General features: G+C 45.9%; 18 protein-coding genes and 1 riboswitch. Of the genes, 8 read left to right on the forward strand and 10 right to left on the reverse strand.

What is annotated here, in order from left to right; all coding sequences use genetic code 11:
- Window positions 1-34: 34 nt before the first annotated feature.
- From H8K32_RS15145 to ribB, 4 genes are all read right to left on the reverse strand, one after another.
- Entirely contained in the window at window positions 35-1,042 is a 1,008-nt protein-coding gene (locus tag H8K32_RS15145; protein ID WP_246447387.1) for a peptidylprolyl isomerase, read from the reverse strand.
- 263 nt (window positions 1,043-1,305) lie between these two features.
- A complete protein-coding gene (locus H8K32_RS15150; protein WP_186913379.1) occupies window positions 1,306-2,229 on the reverse strand; it encodes a methyltransferase domain-containing protein in 924 nt (307 codons plus the stop codon).
- 244 nt (window positions 2,230-2,473) lie between these two features.
- Window positions 2,474-2,749 carry a hypothetical protein gene (locus H8K32_RS15155; protein ID WP_186913380.1) on the reverse strand — a complete coding sequence of 92 codons (276 nt, stop codon included), beginning with the start codon at window positions 2,747-2,749 and terminating at the stop codon, window positions 2,474-2,476.
- Between the two features lie 259 nt (window positions 2,750-3,008).
- Window positions 3,009-3,728 carry a 3,4-dihydroxy-2-butanone-4-phosphate synthase gene (gene ribB, locus H8K32_RS15160; protein ID WP_186913381.1) on the reverse strand — a complete coding sequence of 240 codons (720 nt, stop codon included), beginning with the start codon at window positions 3,726-3,728 and terminating at the stop codon, window positions 3,009-3,011.
- A gap of 110 nt (window positions 3,729-3,838) precedes the next feature.
- Window positions 3,839-4,000, reverse strand: a riboswitch (FMN riboswitch).
- Window positions 4,001-4,281: 281 nt separating this feature from the next.
- On the opposite strand from ribB, the gene H8K32_RS15165 reads away from it, so the two are divergent.
- The 7 genes from H8K32_RS15165 (at window position 4,282) to cobA (ending at window position 11,107) form a co-directional block, all read left to right on the forward strand.
- The gene (locus tag H8K32_RS15165) at window positions 4,282-5,055 is read left to right on the forward strand and encodes a sulfite exporter TauE/SafE family protein (RefSeq protein WP_186913382.1); all 774 of its coding nucleotides are present in this window, start codon (window positions 4,282-4,284) and stop codon (window positions 5,053-5,055) included.
- Between the two features lie 61 nt (window positions 5,056-5,116).
- The gene (locus H8K32_RS15170; RefSeq protein ID WP_186913383.1) at window positions 5,117-6,823 is read left to right on the forward strand and encodes a nitrite/sulfite reductase; all 1,707 of its coding nucleotides are present in this window, start codon (window positions 5,117-5,119) and stop codon (window positions 6,821-6,823) included.
- A 28-nt stretch (window positions 6,824-6,851) separates the two neighbouring features.
- Window positions 6,852-7,373 (forward strand): DUF934 domain-containing protein, encoded by a 522-nt coding sequence (locus H8K32_RS15175; protein WP_186913384.1) that lies wholly within the window; start codon window positions 6,852-6,854, stop codon window positions 7,371-7,373.
- On the forward strand, window positions 7,370-8,113 hold the full coding sequence (locus H8K32_RS15180) for a phosphoadenylyl-sulfate reductase (RefSeq protein ID WP_186913385.1): 744 nt from the start codon (window positions 7,370-7,372) through the stop codon (window positions 8,111-8,113). The genes H8K32_RS15175 and H8K32_RS15180 overlap by 4 nt, the downstream gene beginning before the upstream one ends.
- Window positions 8,113-9,048, forward strand: coding sequence for a sulfate adenylyltransferase subunit CysD (gene cysD, locus H8K32_RS15185; protein ID WP_186913386.1), 936 nt, complete (start codon window positions 8,113-8,115; stop codon window positions 9,046-9,048). The genes H8K32_RS15180 and cysD overlap by 1 nt, the downstream gene beginning before the upstream one ends.
- Window positions 9,048-10,376, forward strand: coding sequence for a sulfate adenylyltransferase subunit 1 (locus H8K32_RS15190; RefSeq protein WP_186913387.1), 1,329 nt, complete (start codon window positions 9,048-9,050; stop codon window positions 10,374-10,376). The genes cysD and H8K32_RS15190 overlap by 1 nt, the downstream gene beginning before the upstream one ends.
- 5 nt (window positions 10,377-10,381) lie before the next feature.
- Window positions 10,382-11,107 carry a uroporphyrinogen-III C-methyltransferase gene (gene cobA, locus H8K32_RS15195; RefSeq protein WP_186913388.1) on the forward strand — a complete coding sequence of 242 codons (726 nt, stop codon included), beginning with the start codon at window positions 10,382-10,384 and terminating at the stop codon, window positions 11,105-11,107.
- Between the two features lie 14 nt (window positions 11,108-11,121).
- Here the strand turns inward: cobA and H8K32_RS15200 are convergent, their stop codons facing one another.
- The 4 genes from H8K32_RS15200 to lptF all read right to left on the reverse strand — a co-directional run bounded on the left by H8K32_RS15200 (window position 11,122) and on the right by lptF (window position 14,626).
- Window positions 11,122-11,868 carry a substrate-binding periplasmic protein gene (locus H8K32_RS15200; protein WP_186913389.1) on the reverse strand — a complete coding sequence of 249 codons (747 nt, stop codon included), beginning with the start codon at window positions 11,866-11,868 and terminating at the stop codon, window positions 11,122-11,124.
- Window positions 11,869-11,997: 129 nt separating this feature from the next.
- Window positions 11,998-12,369, reverse strand: coding sequence for a sirohydrochlorin chelatase (locus tag H8K32_RS15205; RefSeq protein WP_186913390.1), 372 nt, complete (start codon window positions 12,367-12,369; stop codon window positions 11,998-12,000).
- Window positions 12,369-13,499: an LPS export ABC transporter permease LptG gene (gene lptG / locus H8K32_RS15210; RefSeq protein WP_186913391.1), complete on the reverse strand. Its 1,131-nt coding sequence runs from the start codon at window positions 13,497-13,499 to the stop codon at window positions 12,369-12,371. Before lptG ends, H8K32_RS15205 begins: the two co-directional genes overlap by 1 nt.
- Window positions 13,496-14,626, reverse strand: coding sequence for an LPS export ABC transporter permease LptF (lptF, locus tag H8K32_RS15215; protein ID WP_186913392.1), 1,131 nt, complete (start codon window positions 14,624-14,626; stop codon window positions 13,496-13,498). The genes lptG and lptF overlap by 4 nt, the downstream gene beginning before the upstream one ends.
- A 50-nt stretch (window positions 14,627-14,676) precedes the next feature.
- Here lptF and H8K32_RS15220 point away from each other — a divergent pair, with 50 nt between their 5' ends.
- Complete coding sequence (locus H8K32_RS15220) at window positions 14,677-16,185, forward strand: leucyl aminopeptidase (RefSeq protein WP_186913393.1); 1,509 nt, start codon at window positions 14,677-14,679, stop codon at window positions 16,183-16,185.
- Between the two features lie 103 nt (window positions 16,186-16,288).
- On the opposite strand, the gene H8K32_RS15225 is transcribed toward H8K32_RS15220, so the two are convergent.
- Together H8K32_RS15225 and H8K32_RS15230 are read right to left on the reverse strand one after the other, a co-directional pair.
- Entirely contained in the window at window positions 16,289-18,406 is a 2,118-nt protein-coding gene (locus tag H8K32_RS15225) for a peptidase domain-containing ABC transporter (protein WP_186913394.1), read from the reverse strand.
- An 82-nt stretch (window positions 18,407-18,488) separates the two neighbouring features.
- Window positions 18,489-19,433 carry a TraB/GumN family protein gene (locus H8K32_RS15230; RefSeq protein ID WP_186913395.1) on the reverse strand — a complete coding sequence of 315 codons (945 nt, stop codon included), beginning with the start codon at window positions 19,431-19,433 and terminating at the stop codon, window positions 18,489-18,491.
- Window positions 19,434-19,650: the final 217 nt, after the last annotated feature.

The following is a 19,650-nucleotide window of genomic DNA, read 5'->3' on the forward strand; positions in this document are numbered from 1 at the left end:
AAGGATGCGTAACCAGTCGCTGAGAAAAGGACAATTAATCTTTCTTTTCGCGCACAGGCACTTGTACATTGCACAAATCGACGTACCCCGCTGGCACTTTATACCATTCACCTCCACGGTTACGTTGCGCTTCAACGATCGCTTTGAAGGTTGGCGTATCAGTGCGGATCACTTCCAATTTCGTGCGCTCTGTTTCTGGTACATCGGCAGCGATGCGTATAGATTTAATCGGCGTGTTTTGCTCAGGCTTTTCATAAAAACCTAAAGCACCTGTACCGCGCGGCAATGAAGTCAACAGCGACATGCCCTGCATCACGCGCCCTACCACTGTGATATTACGATCGAGCTGGCGTGGTGCCTGGCCAGTAACCACGTACAAAGATGTTCCATCACCGCTATTGACTTCGTTGCCCCGCGCAACACCCACGGCACCGTAGCAATGCGTCAGCCAGGTAGTTCCTGTTTTCGGATCACGGCCAGCAGCAAAACCGTTGGAGTGCCCAACTTGCGGCGCATAACCATCAACATCAAATAAGCGATTAAACGTTAGCGTGGGCGCATATTTGACGGTGAATTCCGGATCAAGATTTTTCTTCGCAGTTTTAACTTCACGCTTCTCGTCTGGATCGGCCCATTGCACGACATAATTATCCTGAGAACGGACGATAGCAAGACCGTCAAAATACCCTTCCCTGACCAACTTACGAATATTGTCTGCGTGATTCGGCGCAAAATCGGGCGCCAATTCAATCACGACCCGCCCGCTCGCCAATTCCAGATACAAAGTATTTTCCGGATCTAACGATCGCCAGTCATTTGCACTGGAAGCCTTAACGATATCGCTCACGCCTGGCTTCGCTTTGAGCGGATTTTCTTTCACGGCAACCACGGACAATGGCGCAGCTTTTTTGTTATTGACAACCGCTTTCGCGTTAAGACTTACCGCAAACAAAGCCACTGCGGCCAATGCAGTCCATTGAAAAGGTATATTGGACAGACCGGAAATACTTGAAAACATTGGCATCTTGATGCGTGCAGACATAGTCGAACTCCGTGAATAAGCTAAATGAAAACCCAGACAAAATTAAGTCAAAAGAAACTAAACGATATACAACGGTAATGCGTATTTTGCACTTGAGCAATATGCGCAACAACTTACGATATGAATAATTATTTGTCTACATAATTTGATCCAGACGTACTTTTGACAACACTCAAGCTCAAAAGTTTTCCACCATATCGTTTAAATAAAAAAAGCACCGTTACCGGTGCTTTTGCATGCAAACATCCAAAATAGCGTAAGTCTTAGCTATGCACCAAAGATAGGTGCGCAGCTCTGGAAGCAGCAGTCGATTTCAAACTCACTTTCAGTGAATTTTGGAGTGAGGCAAAGGATCCACCAGCACGATAGTTGAAGCTCACTTCCAGAATATCGCCGGGTTTTACGTCAATTGGTTCTGGTACTGGCAAAGACATGTAATGATTCAACCAATCAATCGTCGATGAGGTTTCCATTACCACGGCCAGAATATTTTTCGTCACAAAGCGCAAGGCGCTTAAGGTGCCAGCCTGTTCTATCGTAAAACAACCTTCCCATTGAATTTGCAGACTATTTGGCTGCGTAAAGTCAATTACGCTATACAAAGCTGGCTGCGCGAGTTCACGCGTATCAGCAGAAAAAACGCCGGGCTGTAAAAATTGAATAATTGGCGCCTGATAACCCCAGAAATCGTAGGTGTGATGCAAAGGTTGCACCGCCATCACTACCGCTTCCGGAATGAATATGGGTAATGGTCCGCCAAATTTTTCAGTGTAACGCTGCTTGAAATTCTCAATCACTTCGACCTGCTTTTCGCGCAACATGGCAACGTGAATCATTTCGCAAATCACCACATCGACAGGTTCTGGTGGCAGGTATTCAAATGCGTCGGCGTGTATTACTTCAACTTTCTCGCCATGGGCATTTTTTGCCAACAAACGACGCGCTTCCGCTACCATATCTGGATTGAATTCTACGCAGTAAACTTTGGCTGCTTTTTGTGCGGCAAACCAGGACAGCACGCCAGTCCCGCCGCCCAGCTCAAGAACTTTAGCCCCTTCAAAAACCTGACGTTCAATCGCCGCTTTGAAATTATCCATACGATTCGCATCCATCAACATATTGTGATGGTATTGCAGTGGAATAAATTGCCCAAGGTAGCAACTCTCTGCTTCACGCTCATTCAACATAGCGGTTCCTTTTTTATCAGTTTCTTCAAATGGCTGGCTTGACGTGCAAACATACAGCACTGACACTAAGACAGTTGTTCAAGCAGATGCGAAGAAAAGCCGCTATGCAGCCTTTTCCAGATCTGAGGTCTTGATTATCCTGTGATTGAAAAGAAACGAACTACGGAGCTAGCAGGGAATACTTGCTCAATTCGAGCTTTAAACACTGAATCGTCGAAAAATAAATGACGGAATTATTGACGAACTATTGATGGACTTTGGCTGGTGGAATAACAAGTATCAAAGGCAACTGCGGCATCACGTCTGAGGATTTTGGTTTTTCACAATGAGGATCCTTGAAGGCGACATTTCCTTTTTCCCAAAACTCACCTGGAGAAGTCTGTGCACAAACCTGTGCGTCAGATGTTTTGCTTTTCCAGATGAAATACGCGGCCGGTTCTGCGTTACTGGTGAGTGGAGCAAATGCCAGAGCGAATAAGATCGGTAAAACGCCATAGGCATGCATCAAACAAACTCGCATCTTGGCCTCCTGTAAAAAATGAGCTACTCAGTAACAGCAACTGCAACTTCGCTCATCCCATTAACCCAATAAGTGCTCACTTAAAAACTTAACGTCATTAAGCACAGAGACGCAATGAAGAAGCTGACACAAACATCAATACCTAGCTTAAGTTAAGTAATGATAACCAAACAATGCCATTCTCTGCATCCCTGTGTTGAGAGGATTTGTCTCAATGTTACTTACTAGCTCTAAAACAGACCCTGCCCTATTTCATGCATTATGGATGTTGGCTACGATATTGTGCAAGTTCGTCTATCGTCAAAATAACCAGATCATGGGTTAACGCATAGGTTTGCACTTGCGCTCCATGCGTCATACTGCCATCCGGGTTCATCAACTCGCACAGAACCGCTGCCGGAGCTAATCCAGCCATTGTTGCCAGATCAACCGAACCCTCAGTATGCCCACGACGTTGCAATACCCCACCAGCAACGGCACGCAATGGAAATACATGGCCAGGGCGCGCCAGATGTTCCGGCTTGGCATCAGCAGCAATTGCCGTGAGGACGGTGGTAACGCGATCCGCTGCCGACACGCCGGTTGTTACGCCCTGCTTCGCTTCAATTGACACCGTAAATGCAGTGCCATAACGGCTTTCGTTGTGGCTCACCATCGGTGGCAATTCAAGTTGCTGCAATTTCTCATCAGGCAAACACAAGCAAACGATACCGCTGCCGTCACGTATCATGCGCGCCATCGATTCAATGGAGATTTTTTCGGCGGCGACAATCAGATCCGCTTCATTTTCACGATCAAAATCGTCCATCAACAAAACCGGGCGACCATCGCGCAAATCTGCCAAGGCACGCTGCAAGCGTTGTTCAAAGGGGGCTAAAGAGAAAATTTCCGGATGAACAGAAATCGAGGACGATGCAGACTGAGTATTTTCAGAAAGACTATTAGGATTGATATTTGTATTGGTATTGGTATTTAACATAATGAAACGCTCCGCAAAATAAAAAAGTGCAAAAGACGTTTCAGGGATATTTCAAAAACGCATAGCCAAACGCCAGCGTTCATGCGAAAAGCACGAATACTGAATATAAGGCGCATCTTCTCTCATCCGGACTATCACCGTCGGCCCTGGAATTACACCAGATCTGCTGACCTTGCCAAAACACTCAAAGTGCTAAGCCAAGCGCTCGCGGGCTTGTCTGAAAAATCAGATTTACCGCCGGTGGGGAATTACACCCCGCCCTGAAGACGTACAACCTACCGAATTAACGGCAAGAGAATTATACGAAAATTTGAATAATCCTGTATTGCCCCTGTCAATTCTACAAATACTTATTTTTTAACCTATACTAAAAGTCAATAATTAAAAATTTTGTGACATTTAGCATTGCCTAAGGGTAAGTTTATTCATATAACGAGAATATCGGCCACACCGATTATGCATATATCAAAACTGCATATAAGCAAATGAATACTAAGTAGTTTGGAATATATCCGAGTTTCATTACGATTCACGTTACTTTACGCGGGGCGATATGACTTTTACTTATATATTTTCAGGATTTGCTGTTGGCACACTGGTCGGTTTGACCGGTGTTGGCGGCGGCTCACTGATGACGCCTCTGCTGACCTTATTATTTGGCGTGTCCCCCTCCGTTGCAGTGGGTACCGATCTGGCTTTTGCCTCCATTACCAAAGCTACCGGCACATTTACGCATCGTTTGCGTGGCACCGTTGACTGGCAAATCGTGCGTTTGCTGTGCTACGGCGCTTTGCCTGCGGCATTGATCGCTACGCTGGGACTCAAATATTTTGGTAGTCTGAATAAAGAAATCGGACAGGTCATACGTTACTCGATCGCTGCTTCGGTATTTCTTACCGTGATCGCCTTGCTATTTAAAAGCAAAATGCTGAACTGGCTCAACAATCATCCAGAAAAGCAATTGCAAGGCCGCCAATTACAGGCAGCCACCGTTGCCGCCGGAGTATTGCTGGGCACGCTGGTCACGATTTCGTCGATTGGAGCCGGAGCGATCGGCGCGACCTTATTGGTCATGCTCTATCCGCGCATGTCGGCAGCACATATTGCTGGCACCGATATCGCGTACGCAGTGCCACTGACAGCGATTGCCGCATTTGGTCACTGGTGGCTGGGCTCAATCGATTGGGCTTTGCTCGGCGCACTGCTCATAGGCTCATTGCCAGGTATCACACTAGGATCCATGGCGGCACGCGCAGTACCTGAGAAACTGTTACGTGGCATACTCGCAACGACCTTAACGCTGGTTGCGACCAAACTGATTTTCTAAATTTTTTCTATACTTCTTCTACCCATTCAGTATAACAAGCGCATAGTGAGGACTAAATAAGATGTACCGTTATGACCAACACGATCACCAGATCATCAAAGAACGTATCGCGCAATTCCGTGATCAGGTACGTCGTCGCCTTGCCAATGAGTTGACTGAAGAAGAATTTCTGCCTTTGCGTTTGCAAAATGGTTTGTACTTCCAGCGCCATGCCTACATGTTGCGCGTCGCAGTTCCTTACGGCATGCTCTCTTCTGAGCAGTTACGCACGTTTGCATTCATCGCACGCAAGTATGATCGTGGCTACGGCCATTTCACTACACGTCAGAACATTCAATACAACTGGATCAATCTGGAAGACGCACCCGACATTTTGGAGCATCTCGCCAAAGTCGAAATGCACGCAATTCAGACCTCCGGCAATTGCATGCGCAATATTACGTCGGATGAGTTTGCTGGTGTTGCAGCGGATGAAGTGATCGATCCACGTGCTTATGCAGAGATTCTGCGTCAATGGACGACGTTCCACCCTGAATTTGCGTACTTACCACGCAAATTTAAAATCGCAATCAATGGCTCTAAAGAAGACCGTGCAGCGATCGCTGTGCACGATATTGGCCTGACAGTCGTACACAATGAAGCAGGCGAAGTCGGCTTTAAGGTGATGGTTGGTGGCGGCATGGGTCGCACGCCTATCCTTGGCAGCGTGATTCGTGAATTCCTGCCGTGGCAGCACGTCATGACTTACCTCGAAGCGATCTTACGTATCTACAACCAATACGGTCGCCGCGACAACAAATACAAAGCACGCATTAAGATTTTGGTCAAAGCGATTGGCGCCGACGTATTTGCACAGCAAGTGGAAGAAGAATGGGCAGAAATCAAAGATGGCCCTGCGACGCTGACCGAAGTTGAATTAAAGCGTGTCGCCAGTTTCTTTAGCTCGCCTGATTATGCACAATTACCTTCACATGATGCTGAATTTGAACAGCACAAGGAAGAAAACAAAGCGTTTGCTAATTGGGTAAAGCGCAATGTCAAACCACATAAAGTAGCTGGCTACACCGCCGTCGTTTTGTCACTCAAAAAACCAGGCGTACCGCCAGGTGATGCCACTGCTGAACAAATGGATTTCGTTGCTGATCTGGCCGATAAATATAGCTTTGGTGAGTTGCGCGTCACGCATGAACAAAATCTGGTGCTCGCTGATGTGAAGCAAAGTGAACTATTCGCAGTATGGCAAGAAACAAAAGCACACGGCTTGGCGACACCAAATATCGGCTTACTGACAGATATGATTTGCTGCCCTGGCGGCGACTTCTGCGCGTTGGCAAATGCAAAATCGATTCCGATTGCGCTCGACATTACTGATCGCTTTAACGACCTCGATTATTTGCACGATATTGGCGACATAGAATTAAATATGTCCGGCTGCATTAACGCGTGCGGTCATCATCACGTCGGCAACATCGGTATCCTCGGCGTCGACAAAGATGGCAGCGAGTGGTATCAGGTATCGATCGGTGGAGCACAAGGCAATCAGGCTGCCATTGGCAAGATTATTGGTCCGTCGTTCTCTGCTGGCCAGATGCCAGAAGTGATTGATCGCATTATTCAGGTGTACATTCGTGAGCGCCTTGAAAATGAGCGCTTCATCGATACCACGCAACGTCTCGGTATTGCACCATTTAAAGATTTTGTTTATGGAACACCGATCAAGACCACAGAACACCATGGCGAAGACGCTGGTTCTGTCGTTTCATACTAATACCGGATACGCTAGTAAAGAAAACATCATGATTGACATTATTAAAGATAAAGCCATCGTTAGCGATGATTGGACCATCTTGCGACTGACCGAGGAACAAACACCAGATGCCGTAGAAGTACCTGCGGGTAAGGTTTTAGTGCCACTCAAAGTCTGGCTATTACAAAAAGATACGCTGATCAAACGTAGTGACCTTGGCGTCTGGTTCAGCAGCGATGAACAAGCCAAAGATCTGAAGGATGACATCGCTCATTTCAGCTTGCTGGCGGTCAATTTTCCTAAGTTCTCGGATGGTCGCGGCTACTCGATTGCTTACAACTTACGTTCACGCTTTGCTTTTACCGGCGAATTACGTGCGATCGGTGACGTCTTGCGCGACCAGTTGTTTTACATGCAGCGCGTCGGCTTTAATGCATTTGCGGTTCGTGCTGACAAAAACATCCACGATGCAATCAAAGGTTTGACAGATTTTTCAGAAAAATACCAAACTTCCTGGGATGAGAAAAATCCTCTGTTCCGTCGTGCTGAACGTACCGGGGCAGATATATGAACGTTGTCATTACAGAATTCGAAGCAAAATTAGAAAATACCCGCATGATTTTGAAGAACATTACACAGGAATTTAGCCCTGCGGTGTTTGCTTCTAGTCTGGCTGCAGAAGACATGGTATTGACTGACCTGATCTTGCGCGAGAAACTGAATATCGGCATTTTTTCTCTCGAAACCGGACGCTTGCATGCAGAAACCTTAGGCATGTTAGACAAAGTCAAAGCAACCTATGGTACCGAGATTGTGCTCTATAAACCTGAGGCAAGCGCAGTTGACGCTTACGTTGTTCAGCACGGTTTGAATGCGTTTTACGATAGCGTAGACATGCGCAAAGAATGCTGCCGCATTCGTAAAGTTGAGCCATTGAATCGCGCATTGGCGGGCAACAAGGCCTGGGTCACAGGCCAGCGTCGGGCACAGGCAGCCACGCGAACAGAATTAGCCGTACAAGAAGATGATGTTGCTCACGGCATGCAAAAATTTAACCCTCTTGCAGATTGGTCTGAAGAGGATGTGTGGCACTACATTCGTAGCAATAATGTACCGTACAACCCGCTACACGACAAAGGCTACCCGTCTATCGGTTGCGAACCTTGTACTCGTGCGATACAACCTGGCGAAGATGTGCGCGCCGGACGCTGGTGGTGGGAAAATCCAGAATCAAAAGAATGTGGTTTGCATGTCGTCGATGGCAAATTAGTTCGTATCAATAAGCAAGCTGAAAAGATCGGAAATCAATGATGAATACAGTCACAGAAAAACATTTTATTGATGCCGCGAGCAATCGCCATCTGGATTGGCTGGAATCCGAAGCTATCCACATCATGCGTGAAGTGGCGGCAGAATGTAGCAATCCGGCCTTATTATTTTCCGGTGGTAAGGACTCTATCGTTTTGCTACGCTTGGCAGAAAAAGCCTTCCGCCCGGGTAAATTTCCTTTCCCACTAGTGCATATTGATACCGGACACAATTTCCCGGAAGTGATTGCTTTCCGCGACAAACGTGTGGCAGAACTGGGCGAACGCCTGATCATTGGATCAGTAGAAGAATCTATCCGCCGTGGCACTGTACGTTTGCGTAATCCGGCAACCGACTCGCGTAATGCCGCGCAAGCAGTTACCTTGCTTGAGACTATCGCCGAACACAAGTTTGATGCTTGTATAGGCGGCGCTCGTCGCGATGAAGAAAAAGCCCGCGCCAAAGAGCGTATTTTTTCTTTCCGTGATGAATTCGGCCAATGGAATCCAAAAGCACAACGTCCGGAATTATGGGATTTGTATAACACCCGTGTTCATGCCGGTGAAAACATGCGCGTGTTCCCAATTTCCAATTGGACTGAACTCGATGTCTGGCAATACATTGCCCGCGAAAAGCTGGAATTGCCGCAAATTTATTTCGCCCACGAACGTCAGGTGATTCCACGTAATGGTTTGCTGGTACCACTGACCGATTTAACGCCACCACGTGAAGGCGAAACGGTAGAAACACAAATTGTACGCTTCCGCACCGTCGGCGACATTTCCTGCACCTGCCCAGTCTCATCCGATGCCGCAACCGTAGAAGCAATTATTGCAGAAACTGCGATTACCCAAATTACCGAACGTGGCGCGACCCGCATGGATGATCAGACTTCTGAAGCATCGATGGAAAAACGTAAAAAAGAAGGATATTTCTAATGAATGCTATCGCCATTGAAAAACAAGTGAACGTTAATCTTAGCCAGGAGCGTGGCCTGCTCAGATTCATCACCGCTGGTTCGGTGGATGACGGCAAAAGCACATTAATCGGTCGCTTACTGTTTGACAGCAAAGGTATTTTTGCTGATCAACTGGATGCCATCTCACGCGCAAAACACAAGCGCACCGTCGGTGATACGATCGATTTATCCTTGCTGACCGACGGTTTGGAAGCCGAACGCGAACAAGGCATTACGATCGACGTCGCTTATCGCTATTTCGCGACACCTAAGCGCAAATTCATCATCGCCGATACGCCTGGGCATGAGCAATACACGCGCAATATGGTGACCGGTGCATCAACAGCAGATGCGGTTGTCATTCTGGTCGACGTGTCTAAAGTCAAATTAAATGATGACGGCAGTGTTGATTTGCTGGTGCAAACCAAACGCCACTCAACCATCGCTCATTTGCTCAAGATCCAGCACGTCATCGTTGCGGTCAACAAAATGGATTTGGTCAATTACGATCAAAACGTGTATGACCGTATCGTTGCCGAATACAAAAAATTTGCTGACCAACTTGGCTTGAGCGCCGTTCATGCAGTGCCATTATCGGCACTCGCTGGTGATAACGTGGTCACGGCCACTGACAAGATGCCATGGTATCAAGGGCCTACCCTGATCGATTTGCTCGAGTCACTCAGCATCTACGATGCGTCCCACGATGAACCGTTTCGTTTTCCGGTGCAATTGGTTGCGCGCCACAACGGACATGAGGCAAATGACTTCCGTGGCTACATGGGTCGGATTGAAGCAGGCAAAGTCAGCAAAGGTGATCAACTGATTGTGCAGCCAAGTGGTCAGTCGGCCACAGTGAAAGATATTCTGACACTCGATGGTTCTTTAGAATCGGCCGTCGTTGGTCAATCTGTAACGATTTTACTCAATGAATATCTGGATATCTCTCGCGGCGATATGTTGGCGGGTGCCGATAGACCAGCGAACCAATTAAAAACAGTGAAAGCTGATTTGTGCTGGTTATCTGAAGATGCATTGGATGTGCGCCGTAAATACTGGTTAAAACATACGACCAAACAAGTTGCAGCACGCGTGACCGCAGTTGATACCCTGCTTGATATCAATACCCAGCAGCGTAGCCCTGCGACGAGCTTAAAACTCAATGACATTGCAACCGTTACACTCAACGTCCAACAAGCCTTAGCGGCCGATGCGTATGATAAAATTCGCTCCACGGGAGCATTCATTCTCATTGATGAGGTAACACATCAAACAGTGGCTGCAGGTATGATACGTATTGAGGAGTAACACGCATGACAGCGCCTTTCGGCAAAGTTTATCTGATAGGCGCTGGCCCTGGTGCTGCGGACTTAATCACAGTCCGTGGTGCTCGCATCCTGGCACAAGCAAGTGTCGTTCTGTATGACGCACTAGTGACGCCAGAAATGTTGGAGTTGTGCCCACTAGCCGTCAAAATATCGGTCGGCAAACGTAGCGGACAACGTTCTGCTGCGCAAGAACACATCAATGAACAACTCGTCGCCTGTGCGCGTCAATACCCACTCGTTGTGCGCCTTAAAGGCGGCGATCCCATGCTGTTTGGTCGTGCCGATGAAGAATTAACCGCCTTGGAATCGCACGGCATTAGCTATGAAATCGTGCCGGGCATTACAACGGCATTAGCTGCTGCCGCCAGTGTTAAACAGCCCTTGACCAAACGTGGCGTTGCCCGAAGTGTCGCCTTATTCACCTCAAGTACAGCACCAGGAGAAGTTGCGGATACCCGTATTCCTGAATGCGATACGCTGGTGCAATATATGGGTGGCAGAGAAGCGATGTTGACTGCACAACGTATGTTGGCTGCAAACTTTCCGCCTGATTTACCGGTCGTTGTCATTGAAAATTGCAGCCGTCAAGATGAGCGCAGCATCACACTTAGCCTCGCCGAATTGTCCCAGGGCTTACCTATCAGTAGCGGCCCTGTATTGGTCATGATGGGTGAGGCCATGCGCACGCGCGGCACGGTCAAAGCATCCTGATTAAAAAATCACCATCACGGTAAGCGCACTTCGTGTCTTTGCGCCATTTCCTGCAGAGCATTACTTGTGCGCAGTTGCTCAAACAACTCGTCATATCTGGTTCTGAGTAGATCGCAACTGGTCTTACAATAGGCAAGGTAACCTTCTTGCTTATCGATATAAGGCTGTAATATCGTGACTTTCCTTGCGAGCCCCATCTTCGCTACCAACGCGTCTGAATTACGCAAATTAGTCGCCAAATAATCGATGCGTTTGGCCACCAACATATTCAATCCGTTTTCTAAGGAATTGGCTAAGGTTGGCTTCATGCTGGTGCGCATAGGTTCAAATTTAGGACCGTACACCCAGCCATTTATCACGGCCACTTTGCCCTCGCCGAATGAAGCATAATTACCATCCCAAGCAGCGGATTTTGCTTCTTGACGCACATAAAATGCCATCACATCTTGATAAAACGGTTTCTGTGCAAAGCTGAATTTTGTCTCACGCTCGGCAGTCTTATACGGACCAATCAGTATCTGTGCCTGACTGTTTTCGACCATCGATTGAGCGCGACTCCATGGGTAGATTTGAAAACTGATCGTATCGCCATTCTGCTTCGCTAAAGCGCGCAATATGTCGACCGCAAGGCCATTACAACCGCCGTCACTGTTGCACTCAAATACATGTGCAAATTCGGTACCAACAGCAAGGATCTGCCCTGCCATAGCCAGCGGAGAAAAAACCAAACAAATGCAAAAAGCAAAACGAGAAATCGACATGAACTTTTCCAAAAAATGATTCCAGAAAAATTACACAGGCAAGATAACGCTTAGTAAGCTATATCCATGATTATTCTATTATTCTATTATTCTATTATTCTGTTAATACTGAAATTAAATAAAACAGAATTACGCCAAACTAACACAGTAGTCGCGAATTGCCAATAAAACACTCTCTTGTTCACCGACTGCTGTCGCCAATTGCATATCAAGGTCTGGATATGTCACGTTCAGTTGCTCAATCAAGATTGGTAAATCTCGGAGCACATGACCACCCTGTCCTAAAAATATTGGAGAGACCGTGATTTTTTGGATTCCTTTTGCAACCATATCTGACACCAACTCAGGCAAGGACGGCGTCATAAATTCCAGGAAAGCTAATTCCACGGCGCAATCCGGCAAACTTTCCTGGGTCATTTTTTGCAGCCGCTGGAACGGAGCCGCCCAGCGCGGATCACGTGCGCCATGCGCAAACAAGATCAATGCAGTATGTTTATTCATCAGTGTCTTTCTACGTAGCGCAAACCCATTATCGCCAGTCCCATGAATAATAAGCTGGGCACCAGCGCCGTCACAACAGGTGGCCAGGTATTGAGCATGCCCAGATGTGAGAATAAGGAATTAATCAAGTAAAACACCATCCCTATCATAATCCCGCTGAAAATTTTAAAGCTAATGCCGCCGCTACGTACGTGTAAATAGGCGAATGGCAGCGCCAGTGCCATCATTACAAAGGTAGCAAACGGGTAGGTGATTTTTTTCCAGAAGGCGATTTGATAGCGCTCGTTATCTTGTTTATTTTCCGCCAGATGCCGCGTAAATGCAGCCAAATCAATCGCTGACATACGATCAGGGTCGGCAAATAACACCGCTAAAATATCAGGGGTTACTTCAGATACCACATCCAGGCTTGGTAACTTCTGGCTCTTTACATTGGCAATATCTTCCGCCGACAAAGTCATAGGAAAGGAAGTCTGATTAACGTCAAAAAGACGCCATACATTATTACCCTGATATGCCGCATTCGCGGCTGTCACTTCACGTGCCAGATGAAAATTTTTGTCGAATTCATAAAGCTTCACCTGATTGAGTTGGCGGTTCGGCAGAATTTCTTGCACATTTAAAAACCGTGATCCGATGACCTCGCCTTTTAAACCATCCTGACGAATCAAATCTTTAGTCCATAAACCGGTTCTGAATTGTTGTGTTTCAGCCGCGCCTAAAGCCGTCAACTTCATCGCTTCCGCCATTTTGCTGGAATTAGGCGCAATGATTTCCCCAAACAAAAAAGTCAGCAAAACAAACACGAATCCTATTTTAAATAAAATACCAGCAGCCATCACATTCGACATACTGGCAGCACGCATAATAGTAAATTCGGAATTAGAAGCGAACTGCGCTAAAACATAAATGGTACCAATTAGCACAGCGATAGGCATAAATTCATAGACGTAGCCAGGCAGTCCTAAAAATACATACCATAGTGCATGCTGCAAACGATAACCACCTTTATTGACGCTAGGCAATTCTCCCATTAAATCAAAAAAGGAAAACAACGCCAGCAGCGCCAGCATCACAAACAGCACAGAACGAATAATTTCAGTGCCAAAATATTTTTGTAAAATCTTCATGCCTGTTTTTCTTTTCCACGTACGCCAGCCTTACATCTGGACCATATCACCAATGGATGCCAGTCGCTATTTACCTTGAGTCGCCACGCAAACATAGCGATCACCGACAATAACACCATTAAATGAACTGGCCACCAGCTCATACTAAATTCGCTCCTGCCTTGCGACACTGTCGCTTGAGAAATATTGATAATATTCAAGTAAATGATCACTGAAAGCAGTGCCACAATTAAGTTTGCGGAACGACCTACCCGTGGATTCACAAACCCCAGCGGAATCGCCGCCAACATCAACAATGTGCACATGATAGGTAAAGAAATGCGCCACAATAATTCCGCTTTTTTGTTGGCATCCATGTCTTTCAACAACACATTCAATGGCATGGCTTTTGCAGAGTTATCACCGACCAAAGCACCATTCTGACTAGAAACCAATACGCCATATTTATCAAATTGCATCATCTGGAAATCGGGGGCGGTCGGTAAGCCGTCGTAACGACGCCCTTTACTCATGACCAGAAATTTATCGCCAAATTTATCAATATCTATCACGCCTTCTTTGGCAACGACAATACTGGAACGACCATCACGAATCGTATTAATAAAAATATTTTGCACCTTACTCATGTCGCCAGCGACTTCTTCCACAAAGAAAATACGGTCCGACGAAGACGATTCCTGAAATTTGCCGGGAGACACTTTGGCGATATCAGAACGTTTTTCGTAGCGTTCTCTGAAATCTGAACTTTGCTGACTAGCCCATGGTGTCACCACAAAACTAAGCAAAGCAGTCAAAATGATCCACGGCGCACCAAACCGCAGCACAGGCGCTATCCACTCTGTCAAACTCTGACCAGAAGCGAACCAGACCACCATTTCTGAGTCCTGGTAGGTACGAGTTACAACCAATAAGACCGATATAAAACCGGTCAATATCAATAAAATCGGCATATTCATCAGCTCAGTAAAGCCGATGAGTGCGACCACATCGCTGGATGCAACTTTACCTCCAGCCGCCTGTCCGAGGATCTTAATGAGCATCACGGTGATCGTGATGGTAAACAATGTTGTGAAGACTGCGCCTGCTGCGCTGAGCAATTCACGTCGAAGCGCGCGTTGAAAAATCATGAGAAGGATTATAATGTCTGTTTTACGAGACTTACCAAGAGGAGTAATACGTGGACTTTAGCATAAAAACAATCGACGCAAAAAGTGCCTTAACTGCCCACAAGGCCATCAAGACAGGCTGTATCGTAGTTGGCGTATTCGAAAATAAAAAACTTTCCGCAGTAGCGGCCGGCTTAGATAAGCACGGCGCCATCGCTGCAGCACTGAAATCTGGTGACATTACTGGCAAGATTGGTTCTTCCTTATTGTTGCGTAATATTGCTGACATCGCAGCAGAACGCGTGTTACTGGTTGGTTTAGGCGAAGAAGGCAGCACAGTAACAGAAAAAGCCTACCAACAAGCAGTACAAGCCGCTGCGCGTACCTTGCTCAACTTAGGCTCCAATGATGTTGTTCTGGCATTACCAAGCATCAAAGACCGCGACATTTCCGCGACGGTACGCGGTGCAGTAATCGCCTTCCGCGAAAGCATTTTCCGTGCTGACAGCTTAAAGAGCAAAAAAGACACCGCGCCTGTCGGCGTCAAAAAAGTAGCTATTGCCGTTGCCACCACCGAAGCAACTCTTGCAAAAACTTCCTTGCTGCAAAGCATCGCTTTAGCCAACGGCATGGATTTAACCAAAGAATTGGGCAATTTACCACCAAACGTTTGCACTCCGACGTATTTAGCCAACACTGCTAAGCAAATTGCTGCTGATTACAAGATGGGCGTAGAGATTCTGGATCGCAAACAGCTCCAGGCACTCAAAATGGGCAGTTTCTTGTCCGTCACTAATGGCACAGTAGAACCACCAAAATTCATCGTACTCAAGCACATGGGCGGCAAAGTAAAAGACGCACCGGTTGTTTTGGTTGGTAAAGGCATCACTTTTGACTCTGGTGGCATTTCTCTCAAACCAGGCGCAGGCATGGATGAGATGAAATACGACATGGGCGGTGCAGCCTCTGTCATCGGCACCATGCGCGCCATCGGCGAAATGAAACTCAAACTGAATGTGATCGCCGTTGTTCCTAGCTGCGAAAACATGCCATCTGGCTCAGCGACACGCCCAGGCGATATCGTGACTTCCATGTCTGGTCAGACAATCGAAGTGTTAAATACCGATGCTGAAGGCCGTTTGATTCTGTGTGACGCCCTGACCTACGCAGAACGCTTCAACCCGGCAGCAGTCGTTGACGTCGCCACTCTGACTGGCGCTTGCGTCACATCCTTGGGTCACCACAACACAGGCTTATTCACACGCCACGATGCCAAACATGATGCTTTAGCTGATGAATTGCTGGCAGCGGGTAAAGAAACTGGTGATACCGCATGGCGCATGCCGATTGAAGAAGCATACAACGAACAGCTCAAATCCAATTTTGCTGACATGGCAAACATTGGCGGCCCAGCTGGCGGCAGCATCACTGCAGCTTGCTTCCTCGAACGCTTCACCAAGAAATACACCTGGGCACATCTGGACATCGCTGGCACCGCATGGAAATCTGGCGCAGCCAAAGGCTCTACTGGTCGCCCAGTACCTTTGTTGACAACGTTCTTGATGAATCGTGCAGGATAAGTAACAACGCACTGATGCAATAAATTAAAAAGCCGCATCCTTTTGAAAGGGTGCGGCTTTTTTACTTAACAGCTTTGCATTACAAACATTCTGAGACGTCTACTTATGCTACCTGGCTTATTTGCTGAAGTGGCAAAACTGGATTCATCTGCAACTCACTCACACAGCCGTCAAGCATGGTCACCACGCGCTCTGCAGCGTTAATTGTCTCTGGTCGGTGCGCCACCATGATGCGGGTGAGTCGCAAACCCTTCAACGCCTCATTGACCTTGTGCTCGTTGTCGACATCAAGATGGCTGGTTGCCTCGTCCAGTGCCAGAATTTTTGGTTGCTTGTACAAAGCACGTGCTAACAACACACGTTGCTTCTGGCCACCAGATAAGCTACTGCCCATATCACCGACCAAGGTTTGGTAACCCATTGGCATCTTAACGATATCTTGATGGATCACTGCTTGCTGCGCACATTGCTCCACCCGTGTTTGATCAGTATGTGCATCAAAGAAACTAATGTTGTCCCTGATAGAACCAGCCAATAAAACATCGTCTTGCATTACCGTGCCAACTAATTGGCGATAAGCCTTGAGTCCCAATTGTTGAATCGGAATATCATCAATCAAAATCTCACCTTCAGTGGGTTTCAATAAGCCAAGGATTACTTTGCATAAGGTGGTTTTACCGCAACCACTCGGCCCTACTAAGGCAATGCTCTGTCCGGCAGGGATATTGAGATTAATTCCGTTTAATACCCAAGGCTCACCTTCGCCATAACGAAACTTAATATTTTTAAGAGTGATCGTCGGATTGATACGAGACAAATCAGTTTCTATGACCGTATCAACCTCTGCCTCTTCCAGAACAATGTCTGCCAGGCGTTCACTGTGTAAGCCTAGCATTTTGAGGTTGACGACCAGGTCAATCAAACTAAAGAAGCGTCCTGAGAAAGTACCTGCATAACTAGAAAACGCCATCAACATGCCAACTGATAGGGTGTTGGACATCACTTGTCCTGCGCCGATGTAAAACAAAGCAAGTCCTTGTATGCCGAATAAGCTTGTGTTCGCAATCTTGAACATGATCGACATCTTCTGCGTTTTAATGTCACGGTTTTGCACATCCATTTTGAGATTTAACCATCTGGCTCGTCGCTCTTCTTCTCGTCCGAATAACTTCAGTGGCGATACTGCCCGGATCGTTTCTAAAAAATGGCTGCTTTCTTTGGAGGACAAAATAAGACGCTCTTGCGATGCTTCTCTGAATGGGTGATAAGAAATCCAGCGTAGTAAGGCATAAACAAAAACGGTACCTAAGACTAAAGCCGAAAGCTTTAAGCTATAGACCAACATCATGCACAGCGCCAATAAGGCCATCAAACCATCTAATGCGCTCTCGACGAACAAACTCGTTAAGGTACTTTGAATTGCACCGATGCTGCCGAAGCGCGATACCACGTCACCTAAATGACGTTTCTCAAAAAACGACACAGGCAAATGGGTCAAATGAGCAAATACCCGTGCACTCCATTGAAAACTGATATCCATACTCCAACGCATGAGAAACCAGCTACGTGCGAGGCTAATTGCTGTCTGCGTGATCATCAACAAACCAAAGCCAAATACCAAAACAGTCAGTAGTTCTTTATCACCACTGACAATGACTTCATCGACGACGAATTGATTAAATAAGGGAGAACATATGGCAAAGATTTCTAAGGCCAGCGCTAACAACATAACCTGCGCAATTGCTGGTCGCAGACCAACGACATGTCCGGTCAGATCACGGATCGCTACCTTCTTACGTTCGTCTTTTTTCTGAAAGGCAGCACTTGGAAATAACTCTAAAGCTACACCAGTAAAATGTGCCGATGCTTCTTGTAGGGAGACTCGACGCTCACCGACAGCTGGATCAAGTAAAACTAATGTGACTTTGCCGCGCCAGCTTTTAGTGACTTTTTTTAAGACAACAAAGTGATTTAAATTCCAGTGCAAAATGCACGGCGTCTGTAGCTGGAGTATTTCTTCTAGTTCCAACTGAAGCGGACGAGTCGATAAATGCAGTGCCGCAGCATGACGCATCAATTGCGCCATTGTCGCGCCCTTGAGACTAACCGAAAACTTCCTACGCAAGTCCGCGAGGTCGGTATGATGACCATAATAAGATGCAGCCATCGCAAGACAGGCAAGGCCGCATTCGCTCGATTCGGTTTGGAGGATAGTTTTCATAAAATGAACGCAATAGGGAGTGCGCGCCAACAACTAGGATTCAAAACGCCGAATCAGGTATTCTTCTAAATAGGTCTTGTACTTAAAAATTGAACTCGCGTATTGAAAAACCATTTCTTTTTAAAATATTCAATACGCTCCCCGGGCCGCAAAAATGCAAAGCTCCAATAGCAATAGTTGGTTTTTTATAAATAGTCATAAAATCCGAAATTTTTGCGGCAAAATTTTTATTTCTTGAAATAATTGTTATTAATTCAATATTTTTCAAACCATTTTTATTATTGTACTGATTTTCAATATCACAAATTTTCTCAATCCTACCTTGGCTATAGGCAACTTGAATTTGAGTTAAATAATCAACATATTCTTTTTGCATCACCGGTTTATCAATTAAATTGATAGCGTATTTCAAATAGACATAAGCATCAAACGAAGAAATATTTTGACCTTGATTTAGCGCAGAGGAATAGCTTTCGAGATAACAGTCACTGTTTAGATTTGACTCGGAAAATTTATCGAAAAGCATTTGATCAATAGATTTTCCGATTGCCAAAGGAAGTCCAAAATCATGCACTGTCAGTAGCGTATCTGCCAAATAGTAAGATGAGAATTGATAAAAATCATTTTTCTTTCCCACATCTAATTGCACATTATTTGCAATTAAATCTATGGCTTTATTTCTATATTTTTTTTCAGAAATCGTATATTTTTTTCTACTTTGTGAAGCCATACTTTTGTATTCTAGATATGCTTCGTCTGGAGTAGGTGATTTACTTTCTATACATAAATCGCGAGATGTTTTAACTTTATCTAACAACCATTGAGGCAAATTGTAAACTCCGTGGTTAGGAGCGTGTGAGCTTGCTATAAGAAACGCCGTTTTACCATCTTTATTTACCTCGTAAATCTGTTGTGCAGAAGCCTTCGATGAAAAAAATATGGTGCATAAAATAGCAAGAAATATTTCAAACCAAAAAAACAAAGCGATAATTGAAATATTTTTTAAATACGTTAAAAACTTTTTCATAAAAACTATTTCTTGGAAAAGTAAGGTTTTTATTTAGATAAACAGATGAAGTAGGACTTACGTCCTACTTAATCTTACGAACATATTTTATTGAGCCTGTAAGAAATTCTGTGTAAATGCCACGGAACAAATTAGTGATCGTATTTTTGAATGCGGTCACCAAACTCAATCATAAAACGATTTAACGCCATACGCCAATTTTGAATAGGCATTGTCC

The sequence above is a fragment of the Cognatundibacterium jejuense genome (assembly GCF_014284255.1).
GTDB classification, from domain to species: domain Bacteria; phylum Pseudomonadota; class Gammaproteobacteria; order Burkholderiales; family Burkholderiaceae_D; genus Undibacterium; species Undibacterium jejuense.